Annotated in this window: 13 protein-coding genes and 1 riboswitch; all 13 genes read left to right on the top strand. The window is 67.6% G+C overall.

What is annotated here, in order from left to right; translation table 11 throughout:
• The first annotated feature begins 311 nt into the window (after positions 1-311).
• A complete protein-coding gene (locus tag VGL40_05345) occupies positions 312-1,067 on the top strand; it encodes a polysaccharide deacetylase family protein (protein HEY3314693.1) in 756 nt (251 codons plus the stop codon).
• Positions 1,068-1,247: 180 nt separating this feature from the next.
• Complete coding sequence (locus VGL40_05340) at positions 1,248-2,174, top strand: cation diffusion facilitator family transporter (protein ID HEY3314692.1); 927 nt, start codon at positions 1,248-1,250, stop codon at positions 2,172-2,174.
• Between the two features lie 57 nt (positions 2,175-2,231).
• A riboswitch (cobalamin riboswitch) is annotated at positions 2,232-2,429 on the top strand.
• Between the two features lie 164 nt (positions 2,430-2,593).
• Positions 2,594-3,532: a cobalamin-binding protein gene (locus tag VGL40_05335; GenBank protein ID HEY3314691.1), complete on the top strand. Its 939-nt coding sequence runs from the start codon at positions 2,594-2,596 to the stop codon at positions 3,530-3,532.
• A 30-nt stretch (positions 3,533-3,562) separates the two neighbouring features.
• Positions 3,563-4,606: an iron chelate uptake ABC transporter family permease subunit gene (locus VGL40_05330; protein HEY3314690.1), complete on the top strand. Its 1,044-nt coding sequence runs from the start codon at positions 3,563-3,565 to the stop codon at positions 4,604-4,606.
• Positions 4,603-5,883, top strand: coding sequence for an ABC transporter ATP-binding protein (locus VGL40_05325; GenBank protein HEY3314689.1), 1,281 nt, complete (start codon positions 4,603-4,605; stop codon positions 5,881-5,883). Before VGL40_05330 ends, VGL40_05325 begins: the two co-directional genes overlap by 4 nt.
• A gap of 128 nt (positions 5,884-6,011) precedes the next feature.
• Positions 6,012-7,391 (top strand): UDP-N-acetylmuramate--L-alanine ligase, encoded by a 1,380-nt coding sequence (gene murC / locus VGL40_05320; protein ID HEY3314688.1) that lies wholly within the window; start codon positions 6,012-6,014, stop codon positions 7,389-7,391.
• 102 nt (positions 7,392-7,493) lie between these two features.
• Positions 7,494-8,675, top strand: coding sequence for an aminotransferase class I/II-fold pyridoxal phosphate-dependent enzyme (locus VGL40_05315; protein HEY3314687.1), 1,182 nt, complete (start codon positions 7,494-7,496; stop codon positions 8,673-8,675).
• A 20-nt stretch (positions 8,676-8,695) separates the two neighbouring features.
• A complete protein-coding gene (locus VGL40_05310; protein ID HEY3314686.1) occupies positions 8,696-9,967 on the top strand; it encodes an NAD(P)/FAD-dependent oxidoreductase in 1,272 nt (423 codons plus the stop codon).
• Between the two features lie 130 nt (positions 9,968-10,097).
• Positions 10,098-10,619 (top strand): hypothetical protein, encoded by a 522-nt coding sequence (locus VGL40_05305; GenBank protein HEY3314685.1) that lies wholly within the window; start codon positions 10,098-10,100, stop codon positions 10,617-10,619.
• Between the two features lie 236 nt (positions 10,620-10,855).
• A complete protein-coding gene (cmk, locus tag VGL40_05300; protein ID HEY3314684.1) occupies positions 10,856-11,566 on the top strand; it encodes a (d)CMP kinase in 711 nt (236 codons plus the stop codon).
• A gap of 1 nt (position 11,567) precedes the next feature.
• Entirely contained in the window at positions 11,568-12,170 is a 603-nt protein-coding gene (locus VGL40_05295; GenBank protein HEY3314683.1) for a lysophospholipid acyltransferase family protein, read from the top strand.
• Positions 12,171-12,174: 4 nt separating this feature from the next.
• Positions 12,175-14,280 (top strand): bifunctional 4-hydroxy-3-methylbut-2-enyl diphosphate reductase/30S ribosomal protein S1, encoded by a 2,106-nt coding sequence (locus tag VGL40_05290; GenBank protein ID HEY3314682.1) that lies wholly within the window; start codon positions 12,175-12,177, stop codon positions 14,278-14,280.
• Between the two features lie 99 nt (positions 14,281-14,379).
• Positions 14,380-15,184, top strand: an 805-nt coding sequence (locus VGL40_05285) for a DNA topoisomerase (protein HEY3314681.1), incomplete at its 3' end; no start/stop codon positions are given.

Here is a 15,184-nt window from a genome sequence, read left to right as displayed (position 1 = left end):
TACACGAAGGATGGACTGGCCCACGAGGTTTGGTTCCAGGACGCCGAGGCGTTCCGCGAGCGGGCCGCTCTGGCCAAGAAGTACAAGCTGCGAGGGGTCGGGGTGTGGCGTCTGGGCTTCGAGGAGCCGGGGTTCTGGAAGGTCATCGCCGAGGCTATCGGTGCGGCCAAGAAGTAGCCTCCATGCGGGCCGGCCGCGGCGAGACCGGGGCCGGCCCGGTCCACCGTTTTGGGGGCTGCTCCCTTCTATTAGCCGTCCCTCTTCCATATCTCTAAGGGTGAGGGAGTCTGGCCGGGACGGGGGGAGCAGGTTTGTTCTTTTTTGTGGTCGGCCGGCGGCAAGCCAGAACGATTTTGGCCGCCCTGATCTGCCTGACCATCGTCCTGGCCTACCAGAGTCTGGCCGTCTGGGCCAACGCCCGCGGGGGCAGCAACCCCGACCTCGTCTGGTACGTATCCACTGATGAACCGGCGATTGCCCTGACCTTCGATGACGGCCCCGACCCCAAGTACACCCCGGCGGTCCTGAAGGCTCTCGACCAGTACGGTGCCAAGGCCACCTTCTTCTTTATCGGGCGGAACGTCGAGGAATACCCCGACCTCGTCCGACAGGTCGTGGCGGCCGGGCACGAGGTCGGCAATCACACCTATTCCCACCAGTACAACCTGAGTCACCTGCCGGAGGGAGAAATCGTCCGGCAGATCGAGAAGACGGCCGCGCTGGTCGGCGACGTCTCCGGGTATCAGACCAAGGTCTTCAGGCCGCCGGGCGGGGCGTACAACCCTCATCTCATCTCGGTGGTCAAGAGCCTCGGCTACGATATCATCCTGTGGACCTGGACGACCAACCCCAGCGACGCTTATGCACCCGGGAGTGACAAGATCACTCGGCGGGCGACCGAGGCAGCCCTTCCGGGGGACATCATCCTCCTCCATGAAGGGGTCAACCACGGCCAGACCCTGAAGGCCCTCCCGCAGATCATGAAGGTCCTTTCTGACCGCGGCTTCAAGTTCGTCACCGTCAGCCAGCTGCTGGCCCTCCGGAAGGCACCGTTGCCCACCCATTGAGCGTATGGTATAATCAGCGGTGTCAGGCCGGAGATATCCGGTGCCGGGCCCTCATGGGCAGCGGGACAGAATACTGCCCCCCGTGGGACTTCACTTTGCCACGTCAAGGGAGTCCTTTTTTGTTGGGCTTCGCCCTGCCAGGGCTTCCCCCGAGACGTGGCCGGAGGAGCATGAGAGCCGATGGACCCTCGCGTCAGAACAGCCCGCCTGTCGGTCATGTCCAACAGCCTGCTCGTTGTGATGAAGCTGGCCGTCGGCTTGGTCATGGGCTCGGTCAGCGTCATCTCGGAGGCTATCCATTCTGGGCTTGACCTGGTGGCCGCCCTGGTCGCCTTCTTTTCGGTCAGGCAGGCGGCCAAGCCTCCGGATCAGGTGCATCCTTACGGTCACGGGAAGATCGAGAACGTCTCCGGGGTCGTCGAGGCGATCTTGATCTTCATCGCCGCCATCTGGATCATCATCGAAGCCGCCCGCCGGCTGATGGCCGGTGGGGCCGTGGAGAGCATCGGTTATGGGGTCGTGGTCATGGCGGTGTCGGCCGCGGTCAACACGGTCATTTCGCAGATCCTCTTCCGCGTCGCCCGAGAGACTGAGTCCATCGCCCTCGAGGCGGACGCCCTTCACCTGCGGACCGATGTCTACACTTCGGCCGGGGTCGCCGTCGGACTCGGCCTCTTGAAGCTGACCGGATTGCACATCCTGGACCCCCTGGTCGCCATGGGGGTCGCCGCCCTGATCATCAAGGCCGCCTGGGACCTCACCAGGACGGCTTTCCGGCCTCTGCTCGACGTCGAACTGCCGGAGGATGAGGAGAAGCAGGTCATCGCGGCCATCGAGGAGTTCTCCTCCGACTACGTGGAGTTCCACAAGCTTCGGTCACGGCGGTCCGGCGCCGAACGGCACATCGACCTTCACCTGGTGGTCCACAAGAGCCTGCCCATCCTCGAGGTCCATAAGTTGAGTGACGCCATCGAGGCGGCGATCAGGAAGCGCTTCCCGCGGTCCTACATCCTCATCCACATGGAGCCGTGCGAGGAGGACTGCGCCCGCTGCGAGCTTCCGGTGGCCGGGGACACCCGGAACGAGGCCGCCCCTACTGAGGGTTGAAGCGAGAGGGGCCCCTTGACCGGCGGCCGCCAGACGGAATATAATCAAGGCGAAAATTGCATACCTTACCAGCTGGGTGCCTCGGCCGTCATGGCCGGGGATAATAGGGAACCGGGTGCGAAACCCGGACGGTCCCGCCACTGTAACGGGGGAGTCAGGCGCTATCGGCCACTGCCGACCAAGAGGTCGGCGGGAAGGCGCGCCGCCGACGTTGATCCCGAAGTCAGGAGACCTGCCCAGTCGGCCCGTACCGAACCTTCGAAGGAGAGGGGGCGTGCGACCATGGCGCGACAGAGGCAAGATCAGCGCGACGGTTGAAGACCCCGGCCCCCCGAAGAGGGTGAGCCGGGGTCCGTTTTTTCCGCGTCGCCACCGGCAAGCCGGTGGCCTCAGTCAGACTGGAAAGGTGGTCTTCATCCGTGAATCAGCCGTCATTGGCCGGTGCGCGCCGGGCCCTGATCCTCCGCCGGGTGGTCATCGCCATATTGTCCACCCTCCTCGCCATGACCGGCGGAGCCTGTTCGCTGGTCGCTCCAAAGGCTACCGCCGTGGCCGACGACGCCGGGCGCCAGGTCGAGTTGAAAGGCCGGCCGGAGCGGATCATCTCGATGGCTCCCTCCAACGCCGAAATCCTTTTCGCCCTGGGCCTTGGCGACCGGGTTGTCGGGGTCTCGAACTACGACAACTACCCGGCCGAGGCGGGCAAGCGGGAGAAGGTCGGGGACGCCCTTAGCCCCAACTTCGAGAAGATGGTCGCCCTTCAGCCCGACCTCGTCCTGGCCGTCGGGACGGCCCAGAGCGAGATCGTCAAGAAGCTGGAAGGGTACAAGATAAACGTCTTCATCCTCAACGCCAATAAGGTCAAGGACGCCATGGCCGACATCAGGCTGGTCGGCCGGATCACCGGGACCTCAGGCAAGGCCGGCCAACTGGCCGAGGCGATGGAGAAGAGACTGGCCGGGGTGGAGGTTCAGGTAGCCTCGGTGCCGGCCGACAAGCGGCCGACCGTCTTCTGGGTCCTCGACCGGATGCTCTACACGGTCGGACCGGGCTCGTTCATCGACGACCTGATCACTCTGGCCGGCGGACGGAACATCGCCGCCGACGCCAAGCAGGATTACCCTCAGTTCAACCTGGAGGCCCTGATCGCCAGGGACCCGGATGTGATCATCGTCCCGCTGATCGACCGGACCTTGCTCGACCAACTCAAGGCCATGAAGGGCTGGGACAAGCTCAAGGCGGTCAAGACGGGGCGGGTCTACACCGTCGATCCCGACATCGTCTCTCGCCCCGGACCACGGATCGTCGACGGTGTCCAGACGGTGGCCAAGCTGCTCCATCCGGACGTGGTCAAGTGACGGCTGACTGAGGGGCGGGGAGGTGAGGGGATGAAGACCAGGGCCAAACAAGCGACCGTCCTGGGGCTTCTGGCGGCCGGCCTGGTCGCCAGCGCCCTTCTGGGCACGGCCCTGGGGACGGTGCCCATCCCGCTGGGGGAGACCGTTCGCGCCATCCTGTCCCACCTCCCCCTGGTCGGCCCCAGGCTGCAGGGTTCGGTCAAGGAGACGACGGCCATGATCATCCTGGTCGTTCGCCTGCCCCGGGTGACCCTGGCCGCTCTGGTCGGTCTGGCCCTGGGCGTCTCGGGCACCGCCTTCCAGGGGCTCTTTCGCAACCCGATGGCCGACCCGTACCTGATCGGCGTGTCCTCGGGGGCGGCCGCCGGCGCCGCCCTGGGCATCGCCCTCCACCTGGAGACCACGGTGGCGACCATCGGGGCCGTTCCCTTGTTGGCTTTCGCCGGCGCCACCGCGGCCGTATTCGCCGTCTACCGGTTGGCCAGACGCGGCTCCCGGGTGCCGGTGACCGACCTGCTCCTGTCCGGGGTGGCCGTTGGGGCCCTTCTGTCGGCCCTGGTCTCGGCGGTGACCGTCTTCTCCCAGAGGGACCTCCGCCAGATCGTCTTCTGGCTGATGGGCGGCTTCTCCGGCCGGGGCTGGGAGCACGTCATCGCGGCTGCCCCGTACATCCTCGTCGGGGTGGGGATCCTGGCTTACCACGCCCGTGACCTGAACGCCCTCCTCCTCGGGGAGGAGGCCGCCGAGCACCTGGGGATCAGCGTGGAACGCTTGAAACGATGGCTGCTCGTGGCGACCACCATGGCCACCGGGGCGGCCGTGGCCGCCAGCGGGGTGATCGGTTTCGTCGGATTGGTCATCCCGCACGCCATCCGCCTGATCGTCGGGCCGGACCACCGCCTGCTCCTTCCGGCCTCCGGACTGGCCGGGGCGATCCTTCTGATCCTGGCCGATCTGGTGGCCAGGACGCTGATTCCGCCATCGGAGATCCCGGTCGGCATCATCACCGCCCTTCTGGGCGGGCCGTTCTTCATCTATCTGCTTCGCCGGTCGCGGCGGGGGGCTGGGGGGTGAGCGAGGTGAGGTCGGTGACCGTCCTTGGAGCCCGCCAGGTGACCTGCTCCTATGGCGGGGCGGACGTCCTCCATCAAGTCGACGTGGAGGTTCCGAAGGGGGGCTTCGTCGGCCTGGTCGGCCCCAACGCCTCGGGCAAGTCGACGCTGGTCCGGACCCTCAGCCGGGTGCTCCGGCCGAGGCGCGGAGAGGTGCTGCTGGACGGGAGAGACCTCTATCGGCTGCGCCCGGAAGAGGTGGCCAGAGAGATGGCCGTCGTCGAGCAGGATGACCGCTCGGAGCTGGCGTTCACGGTGGAAGAGGTGGTCCTCCTCGGGCGTCTGCCCCACCTGGCGCGCTCGCGGCGAGAGGGGGCGCGGGACCTCGAGGTGGCCAACCAGGCCATGCGCTTCACGTCGACCCTGTCCCTGGCCGGACGCATCGTCGGCGAGTTGAGCGGGGGTGAGCGCCAGCGGGTGGCCCTCGCCCGGGCGCTGGCCCAGGAGCCGACCGTGCTGCTCCTCGACGAGCCGACCTCGCACCTCGACCCCGGCCACCAGCTCGAGGTCCTCGACCTGCTCCGAAGGCTAAACCGGGAGGCCGGGTTGTCGGTGGTGATCGTCCTCCACGACCTCAACCTGGCTGCTTTGTATTGCCAGGAGATGGTCTTCTTGACCTCGGGCCGGGTCCTGTCCCACGGAACTCCGCGGGAGGTCCTGACGTCGGATAATCTGCGGAGGGCCTATGGGCCGGGGGTGGCCCTCGGGGTTCATCCGCTGACCGGCGACCCGCAGGTGACCCTGTTGCCCGGGTCGGCCGGGCAGGCCACCGTGGCTCGCCGTCGCCGGCGCGTCCACGTGGTCGGCGGTGGGGGAGCCTCGGGCAACCTGATCGAGTCACTGACCACCCTGGGGTACGCGGTCTCGGTCGGGGTCCTGAACGTCGGCGACAGCGACTGGCGTCTGGCCAAGACCCTTGGGGTGACGACGGTCGACGCGCCCCCGTTCTCGGCCATCCCCGAGGAGGCCCGGCGGCGCAACCTCCAGCTGATGGACTCGGCCGACGTGGTCGTCGTCACCGACGTCCCCTTCGGTCACGGCAACCTGGCCAACCTCACCGCCGTCGCCGAGAGCGAGGCTCGCGGGAAGACGGTGGTCATGGTCGAGAAGACCCCGGTGGCTGAGCGCGACTACACCGGCGGCCTGGCCGCCAGGACTTACGCGACGGTCAGGGCTGGGGCGGCCCTGGTGGCCGGCGGCGAGCGGGAAGTGATCGACTTCCTGGCCGGCGCCGGGTGAGCCCAGGCCGTCCGGGCCGCATATCACCGGGTCAGGGGCGGGATAATAGAATAGACTGCCAGACGGGTCCCAAGGCTCCCGTTGCGGGCGTGGGCCGCGGATCCGCCCCCGGAGGTGCACCGGGCAGGATGTTCGAAGACGTATCCCGACGCCCCGTCCGCCGGATCCATTTCATCGGGCTCGGCGGAATCGGCATGAGCGGCCTGGCCCTGGTCCTGCGACGGTACGGTTACGCGATCTCGGGGTCCGACCTGAAGGCCTCGCCGATCACCGACAAGCTGCGGGACATGGGGGTCCGATTCACCGTCGGCCACCGAGCGGAGGCCGTCGACGGAGCGGACCTCGTCATCTATACCGCCGCGGTCCGGCCCGGCAACCCCGAGCTGGCCCGGGCCGCCGAACTTGGCTTGCCCGTCCTGACCCGGGCCGAGCTCCTCGGCCTGTTGATGAGCAGAGTCGACTGGGGAGTCGCCGTGGCCGGGACTCACGGGAAGACCACGACCACGGCCATGGTCGGCGTCATCCTCGAGCGTTCCGGGCTCGACCCGACCGTCCTGGTCGGCGGAGAGGTCGAGGAACTCGGGGGCAACGCCAGGGTCGGGGACTCACCGTACTTCGTCGCCGAGGCCTGCGAGTTCAACGGGTCTTTCCTGGCCCTCCGTCCCCGGGTCGCGGCCATCCTGAACATCGACGACGACCACCTCGACTACTTCAAGAGCCTCTCCAACGTGGCCGCGGCCTTCCGGCGTTTCGCCGAGACGGTGCGGCCGGACGGGGCCGTCATCCTCAACCACGACGACCCGAGGGTGATCGGGATCGGGCCGTCGGTGAAGGCCGAGGTGGTGTCTTACGCCATCGACGGCGCCGCCCGCTGGCGGGCGACGGGGATCGATTTCGGGGGGACGCCTTACGCGTCGTTCAAGGCCGTCCTTGACGGACGGCCGGTGGCCCGGGTCGAGCTGAAGGTCCCCGGCCGTCACAACGTGTCCAACGCTCTGGCGGCCTTGGCCGTCGGCGCGCGGCTGGGGGTGGTTCCCCAGACGGCCGCCGAGGCCCTCGGCGACTTCCGGGGGGCCCATCGCCGGTTCGAGGCCAAGGGCGCGCGCGGCGGCGTGACCGTCTATGACGACTACGCCCATCACCCGACGGCCATCCGGTCGACCCTGGAGGCCGCCCGCCGCCTTGAGGCCAACCGGCTGTGGTGCGTCTTCCAGCCGCACCTTTACTCCCGGACCAGGGATCTGATGGGGGCTTTCGCCCGAGAGCTGACGGCGGCCGATCGCCTGGTGATCACCGACATCTATGCCGCGCGCGAGGAAGACCCCGGTGACGTCAGCTCGCGGGATCTGGCCCGGTTGATCGCCGAGAACGGGGCCGAGGTCGAGTATCTCCCGGACTTCGACCAGATTGTCGACTTTTTGAAGCGGGAGACGAGACCGGGGGACGTGGTCATGACCATGGGAGCCGGGGACGTCTACCGGGTGGCCGAGAAGTTCGTGGAAGGATAGGCCGCCCGACCGGCGAAACGCTTGTAAGAAACGCCTTGGCGCTCGCGCCCGGGGTTTACCCGAGGCGCGAGCGGCTTTCCCGGCCGAAAGGGGACATCAGCATTGACCGATCTCCGTTTTGACAGCCTCCCGCTGGGCATCGGGCGGGCCAGGCCGGCCTCGCTGACCCGACCGGGGGCCCTGCCCATCGAGCAGACCGCGGCTTACGTCTTCGAGGAACTGGAAGACGTGGACAAGCTCATGGAAGGGCGCGAGCCCGGCTACATGTATACCCGCTATGCCGGGGCCAACCAGGCCTCGCTGGAGTCGGTGGTGGCCGCCCTCGAGGGGGCCGGCGACTGTCTGGCCGTGGCCTCGGGGACGGCGGCCCTGCTCCTGACGGTGGTCACGGCGGCCGAGCCAGGGACCGAGATCCTGGCCACGCGGGACCTGTACGGCGGTACCCTGGCCCTCTTCCGGGGGACCTTGGGTCGACTCGGTTACCATCACCGGCTGGTCGACCTGACCGACCTGGGAGCGGTCGAGGCGGCGGTCGGCCCGGCCACCCGGGTCCTCCTGGCCGAGACGATCTCCAACCCGACGATGCGCCTCTGCAACCTCGAACGACTGGCCGAGATCTGTCGAAGGCGCGGCCTCGTCTTCGTCTGCGACAACACCTTCGCCAGCCCGTATCACTGTCGGCCCCTGGAGCACGGGGCCGACCTGGTCGTCCACAGCGCGACCAAGTACCTCAATGGACACGGCGACGTCACCGCCGGGGTCCTCTGCGGGCCGCGCGATGCGGTGAAGAAGGCCAGGTCGGCCGCAATCGACTTCGGTCCGACCCTCGACCCTTTCGGCGCCTGGCTGGTCCTTCGGGGCCTGCGGACGCTGGCTGTCCGGATGGCCCGCCAATCGTCCACGGCCCTGACCGTGGCCAAGCACCTGAGCGTTCACCCGCGGGTGGCGCTGGTCAACTACCCGGGCCTGCCGGACAACCATCAGTACTCGTTGGCCCAACGAGTGTTGTCCCGGGGCTTCGGGGGGATGTTGAGCTTCGAGCCGCGGGGCGGGGTGGGGGCGGCGGGGCGGATCATCGGAGCCCTCCGGCTGGTCGAATTCGTGCCGAGTCTGGGCGATGTGTTCACGACCGTCTCCCATCCGGCCAAGACCTCGCATCGCAACCTGAGTCCCGGTGAGCGGGCCGGACTGGCTATCGGGGAGGAGCAGATCCGACTGTCGGTCGGCCTCGAGGACCCGGCGGACCTCATTGCCGACCTAGATCAGGCACTGGAGCGGGCTTGAAGCGGGAGGGCGCCGGGGACATGGGGGTCAAGGACGGCGGCCGGGTCCGCGTCGCCGTGGTCGGGGGAGGGGCGGCCGGTTGCATGGCCGCCGGACGGGCAGCCGAGCTGGGGGCCCGGGTCATCCTCCTGGAGAAGAACCGTCGCCTCGGCCGCAAACTGGGGATCAGCGGTAAAGGCCGGTGCAACCTGACCCATGCGACCGACCTGGCCGGTCTGGTCGCGGGGATGCCCGGCAACGGCCGCTTCCTATATCGAGCCCTGGCCGCCTGGGACGCCGACGCCACGCGCGCCTTCTTCGCCGGGTTGGGGGTCGAAACCAAAGTCGAGCGGGGCGATCGGGTCTTTCCCGTCTCCGACCGCGCCTTTGACGTCATCGACGCCCTCGACCGCTACCTTCGTCGGGGGCAGGTCGAGGTCCGGCTGAATCAGGACTGTACCGGGCTCATCATCGAACGCGGAGCCGTGACCGGCGTCCGGACGGTCGAAGGGGTGGTCGAAGCCGAGCGGGTGGTCGTCTGCACGGGAGGCGCCTCCTACCCGGGAACCGGTTCGACCGGGGACGGCTATGCCTTCGCCGCGGCCGCCGGCCACACCGTCGTGCCGATCAGGCCGGCCCTGGTCCCGTTGGTCGCCGCGGAGGACTGGGTTGCCGGCGTCCAGGGACTGAGCCTGCGCAACGTGAGGGCGACGGCCTGGAACCGGCAGGGGAAGGCGGTTGGCGAGGAGTTCGGCGAGATGCTCTTCACCCATTACGGCGTGTCCGGCCCCATCATTCTCACCCTGAGCCGAGCCGCCGGGCTCGAACTGGCCGCCGGTCGCGGCCCGGTCAAGCTGACCATCGACCTCAAGCCGGCCCTCGACTTGGAGGTGCTGGACCTGAGGCTCCAGCGAGACCTCGGGGAACGGTCGCGCAAGGCCTTCAAGAACTGCCTCGACGCTCTGCTGCCGAGGTTACTGATCGACCCGGTGGTCCGCCTCTCCGGAATCGACCCGGAGAAGCCGGCCCACCAGGTCACGAGGGACGAGCGCAGGCACCTGGGCACGCTGCTCAAGGGGTTGGCCCTGACCATTACCGCGACCAGGCCGCTGAAAGAGGCGATCATCACCGCCGGCGGGGTGGCGACGACCGAAGTCGACCCGGGGACGATGGGATCGCGCCTGGTCAATGGGATATACTTCGGCGGCGAGGTCCTTGACGTCGACGGCTACACCGGCGGCTACAACATCCAGGCGGCTTTCGCCAGCGGGCGCTTGGCCGGCGAGCATGCGGCGACCGACCCACGGGGCTGAGAGGACGCCTCGTCCCACGAGGCCCGGGAGGATGAGGTGTCCCGCCCAAACTCAGGAGTATAAGGTCCCGCCCGGACTCATATGAATAGGGGTACGGGCCCCCGGGCCCGTCCGGGGGGGCCTTTGCACCATGTCGCGCCGGCAAAGGTACAAAACATGGACGCAGCGGGTCGAGGGATCGCTCCTGCGGGTGACCATCGCCCTCTGTGTCCTGCTGGTCGTTGCCCAGACCTTCTTGGCCAGGGACGAGGCCCGACGGTACCTCAGTTACGTCGATCGCCTCGAGGGGGTCAGCCTGGACGTCGCTTTGGCCGACGAAGGCGTCGCCGGCGCCGTCGGCGCACGGTCGAGCGTGGCCAAGCCTTCTCTTCAGGGGCCCTGGTTGGTACTCCGCCTGGAAGGACGCAACTCGGCCGACTCGGCCGTGGTCCTCGTCAACGGTCAACCGGTGGCCCGTTTCAGCCGAGCTGAAGTGACCATCCCGGTCAAGGACGGCGACCTGTTGGAGATCGACGGCGCCAGCTACCGCAGTGAGTTGAGGTTCCGCGTCAGCCGGGCGTCGTCCGGAGTGACCGAGCCGGTGATCGGCACGGAGGTCATCTGCCGGCGGGACATCGCCCTGATGGGACGGGTCAAGACGAAAGGGCCGTGAGAGGCCTCGTCGAAAAGTGCTCTTGGCTGCGCAGGAGGGGCGCTGAGCGGCTTGGGCGGGCGAAAGACCGACGGGCCTGCGGGCCCGTTCTTGGTGTCCCTGCAACATCTCGATAGCAGGCACGACAGGGCGAGTCTGCATCCACGGTGGGTGGCGGGCAAATACTACGCCCATAAAGGAATGTCCGGGGGCACGTCGAATCACAGTGAAGGTTACCCTTGCACGGGAGGAAACGGATGGAGAAGGGGATCCGGATCACTGTCGACGGGCCGGCCGGCGCGGGGAAGAGCACCGCCGCGAAGAGCATCGCCAAGCGTCTTGGTTATCTGTATATCGATACCGGAGCGATGTACCGAGCATTGACCCTCAAGGCTCTACGCCGGCGGGTCGACCTGGCCGATGAAGAGGCCCTCGGTCGATTGGCCGCGGCGAGTCTGATCAGGTTGACCAAACCGGATCTTCCCGACGGACTCTACCGGGTCGTCCTTGACGGCGAGGACGTCACCGAGGCCATCCGGGCCCCGGAGGTCAACGCCGCCGTGTCCGACGTGGCCAAGGTGCCCGCCGTCCGCCGCCGCCTGGTCGAACAGCAGAGGGCCATGGCCGAGCATGGAGGGGTCGTCATGGATGGCCGCGACGCCGGGACGAACGTCCTGCCCGACGCTGAGGTCAAGTTTTATCTGACGGCCTCTCTGGAGGAACGGGTCAGACGGCGCTTCGAAGAACTTCGCCGGAAGGGCTTTGAGGTCAGCCTGCCTTCGGTCCGTCAGGACATCGCCCGCCGGGACGAAATCGACAGCGGACGGGCCGTCGCGCCCCTGCGCAAGGCGCTCGGCGCGGTCGAGGTAGACTCGTCGGAGCTGACCATCGACCAGATGGTCGAGAGCATGCTTTGTGCGTGCGGACGGGCCGTCGCCTCGGGAGCGGGCTCGCCGGGGGAGAGTTAACTTGTTCTATCAGTTCGTCAGGGGCTTCTTCCGACTCTATCTCCGGCTGTTCTCCCGGTGGCGCGTTTACGGTCGGGAGAACCTGCCCAAGGAGGGGCCTGTTCTTCTGGTTTCGAATCACGTCCACTGGATGGACCCGGTGAACATGGCTTGCGCCGTGGACCGGCCGGTCTACTTCATGGCGAAGGTGGAGTTATTTCGGGCCCCGCTCTTCTCTTCCGCCCTACGCTGGCTGGGGGCCTACCCGGTCAAGCGGGGCAAGCCGGACCGCGGGGCCCTGCGCCGGACCCTCGAACTCCTCGAACAGCGGAAGGTCGTCGGGATGTTCCCCGAGGGAACCCGCAGCCGGACTGGGAGACTCGGCCGGGCCGAGCCCGGGTTGGCCCTCTTGGCCCTGAAGTCAGGGGCTCCCATCTGCCCGGCGGCGGCGACCGGAGATTACGGCCTTTTCAAGACCCTGCGCTTCCGCCTCGGACCGGCGATGACCTTCCCCGACCTCTGCGGGGTGAAGCTCAGCCCCGGCGATCTCGAAAGGGTCGGGGCGGCGGTGATGGAGCAGATCGCCTCACTGATCGAGATCGACCAGAAGAAAGCGACGGGGTGAGGGCTTGCGGGTCACGCTCGCCAAGAACGCCGGTTTCTGCTTCGGCGTACGCCGAGCGGTCGAGATGGCCGAGCAGATGGCCAACGACGGCGGCGGACATAGTCTGGGGCCGGTCATCCACAATCGGCCGGTCGTCGAGGCTCTGGCTGCGCGCGGGGTCAAAGAAGCCGTCGGACTCGATGAGATCGAAAGCGGCGCGGTCCTCCTCCCTTCGCATGGCGTATCCCCGGGCCTAGCCGAGGAGGTCAGGCGTAAGGGTCTTGTCGTCTGCGACGCCACTTGCCCGCTGGTCAAGCGAGCCCAGGAAGCCGCCGCCCGGCTCTCGGAAGAGGGCTACACGGTGGTCATCGTCGGCGACCCAAAGCACACCGAGGTCCAGTCGGTCGTCGGGTGGACCGGGGGTAAGGCCGTCGTCGTCGACGGGCCGGAGGACATCCGGAAGATGCCCCCCATGGATCGGGTCGGCGTCCTCTCCCAGACCACGCAACCGGCGGCCAAGCTTGAGGCGGTCGTCGAGGCCCTGCGGGAAAAGGCCCGCGAGGTCAGGGTCGAACCGACGATCTGCCGGGTCACCCTCGACCGCCAGGCGGAGGCCAGGGAACTGGCCGGTGGGGCCGACGTGGTCCTGGTCGTCGGCGGCCGGCATTCGGCCAACACTCGCCAATTGGCGGAGATCAGCCGGGCCGCGGGGGCTCGCACTTATCATTTGGAATCAGCGGCTGAAGTCGAGCCGGGCTGGTTTTCCGGGGCGGAGACCGTGGCCATCCTGGCCGGGGCCTCTACGCCGGACTGGATCACAGAGGAGGTCGTCGCCATGATGAAGGAACTCGACGAGGGCAAGGAGCCGGAAGCGGAACGGGAGGAAGCCAGGACGGCCGAGCCGTCAGAGCCGGCGAAGGAAGAGGAGAAGGTCGCGGCCCCCGAGGTCGAGAGCATGACCGAGGGACAGGCGGAGATGGAGAAGGCCCTCCGGGACCTGAAGAACGGGGAACTGGTCCGCGGCAAGGTCGTCTCGGTCGGCGACGAAGGGGTCATGGTCGACGTCGGCTACAAGTCCGAGGGGATTATCCCCGTCGGGGAACTAGGTCTGAAGGATAATCAAACCCCCGCCGACATGGTCAAGGTGGGGGATGAGATAAACGTGGTGATCAAGAACGTCGAAGGGCAGGACGGCAACGTCATCCTGTCGAAGCGCCGGGCCGACGACGAGGACGCCTGGAAGCACCTCCAGGCCGTCCACGAGAGCGGTGAGCCGATCGAGGTCCCGGTGACCGCGGAGGTCAAGGGCGGGTTGATCGTCGACGCCGGCGTCCGCGGGTTCATCCCGGCCTCCCACGTCTCGCGCGGTTTTGTCAAGGACCTCAAGCCCTTCGTCGGGCAGGAGATCAAGGTCCGGGTGATCGAGCTCGATCGGCCTCGCAACCAGGTCATCCTGTCCCGGAAGCTGATCCTCGAAGAGGAACAGCGGCGTCTGCGTGAGGAGACCTGGAGGAACATCAACGAAGGCGAGGTCCGCACGGGTGTGGTCAAGCGTCTGACCGACTTCGGTGCCTTCGTCGATCTCGGCGGTGTCGACGGGCTCCTCCACGTGTCCGAGCTGTCCTGGGGCCGGGTCAAGCATCCATCGGAGGTCGTCCACGAAGGCCAGGAGATCAAGGTCAAGGTGCTCAAGGTCGACCGCGAGAACGAGCGGATCTCCTTGGGCTATAAGCAGATCCTGCCCGACCCGTGGACGAGCATCCAGGAACGCTACGTCGAGGGCTCCGTGGTCGCCGGCAAGGTCGTCCGGCTGGCCCCCTTCGGTGCCTTCGTCGAACTCCAGCCGGGCATCGACGGGTTGGTCCACATCTCGCAATTGGCCGACCGGCGCGTCGCCAAGCCCGAGGAGGTCGTCAGCGTGGGGCAGGAGGTCAAGGTGAAGGTCCTCGGAGTCAACCCGCAGGCTCACCGGATCAGCCTCTCGCTGCGCGAAGCCGAGGAGGACAGGGACCGGGCCGAATACGAGCAGAAGGCCAAACCCGAAGCGGAAGGTGGGGGGCTGGCCACCATCGGAGACGTCTTCAGCGACCTCCTGACCGGGCAGAAAGGCCAGGACAAGGACAAGAGCTAGTAAACGGCCGGCGGGAGGGGTGATGCCCCTCCCGCCGTTTTGACGGTTCGGCCCGCGAGCGGCCGGCTTGCACGGGTCTTTGGGGGGAGCGGTGTTTGGTTGGACCTCATCCTGACGGAGAAGCCCAGTGCGGCTCGGGCCATAGTGGAGGCTCTGGGCGGCTTCAGGACTCGCCAAGGCTACTATGAGAGCCGAGACTGGCTCTTGACCTGGGCCGTCGGCCACCTAGCCGAGCTGTGCGAACCCCAGGATTACCATCCGGCCCTGGCTAAGTGGAGACTGGAGACCCTGCCGATCATCCCGGCTTTCCGCCTGCGGCCGGCGGCCGGGGCGGCGGAGCGCCTGGGGATCATCGGCCGGCTGGCCGGGCGGGCGGCCGGCCTGGTCAACGCCTGCGATGCCGCCCGGGAAGGGGAGCTCATCTTCCGGCAGATCACCGAGATCCTTGGCCTCGAGCTGCCGGCCCGTCGCCTGTGGGTATCGTCCCTGACCAAAGAGGCCATTCGACGCGGGTTCGCCGAGCTCCGACCGTCCTCAGAGTACGACCGCCTGTTCCGCTCGGCCGAGTGCCGGGCCCGCGGGGATTGGCTGATCGGGATCAATGCCACCCGGGCCTTCAGTTGTAAGGCCGGCGGGGTTTACTCGGTCGGGCGGGTGCAGACGCCGACCCTGGCGATGATCGTGGCCCGGGAAGCCGAGGCGGCGAGCTTCGCCGCCCGGGATTTCTGGGAAGTGCTGGCCGAGTTCACCTCACCCGAGGCCGGCCGGTACGAAGGCCGCTGGTTCAAGGGCGAGGAGAAGCGATTCTTCGACCGAACGGCGGCGGAAGCGGTCTGCGCCCGGACCGCCGGCCAACCCGGACGGGTCGCCGAGGCGACGACCAAGGAAGAGCGCGACAACCCGC

It is taken from the genome of Bacillota bacterium, assembly GCA_036504675.1.
GTDB lineage: Bacteria > Bacillota > Sulfobacillia > JAJYWN01 > JAJZPE01 > DASXUT01.
The sequence above is the reverse complement of the archived record's forward strand: the minus strand, read 5'-3'. Positions and strand labels throughout refer to the sequence as shown.

Coding starts and splice junctions, on each gene's coding strand:
- VGL40_05340 (HEY3314692.1), top strand. CDS start 1,248: ATGGACCCTCGCGTCAGAACAGCCCGCCTGTCGGTCATGTCCAACAGC.
- VGL40_05330 (HEY3314690.1), top strand. CDS start 3,563: ATGAAGACCAGGGCCAAACAAGCGACCGTCCTGGGGCTTCTGGCGGCC.
- murC (HEY3314688.1), top strand. CDS start 6,012: ATGTTCGAAGACGTATCCCGACGCCCCGTCCGCCGGATCCATTTCATC.
- VGL40_05310 (HEY3314686.1), top strand. CDS start 8,696: ATGGGGGTCAAGGACGGCGGCCGGGTCCGCGTCGCCGTGGTCGGGGGA.
- VGL40_05305 (HEY3314685.1), top strand. CDS start 10,098: ATGTCGCGCCGGCAAAGGTACAAAACATGGACGCAGCGGGTCGAGGGA.
- cmk (HEY3314684.1), top strand. CDS start 10,856: ATGGAGAAGGGGATCCGGATCACTGTCGACGGGCCGGCCGGCGCGGGG.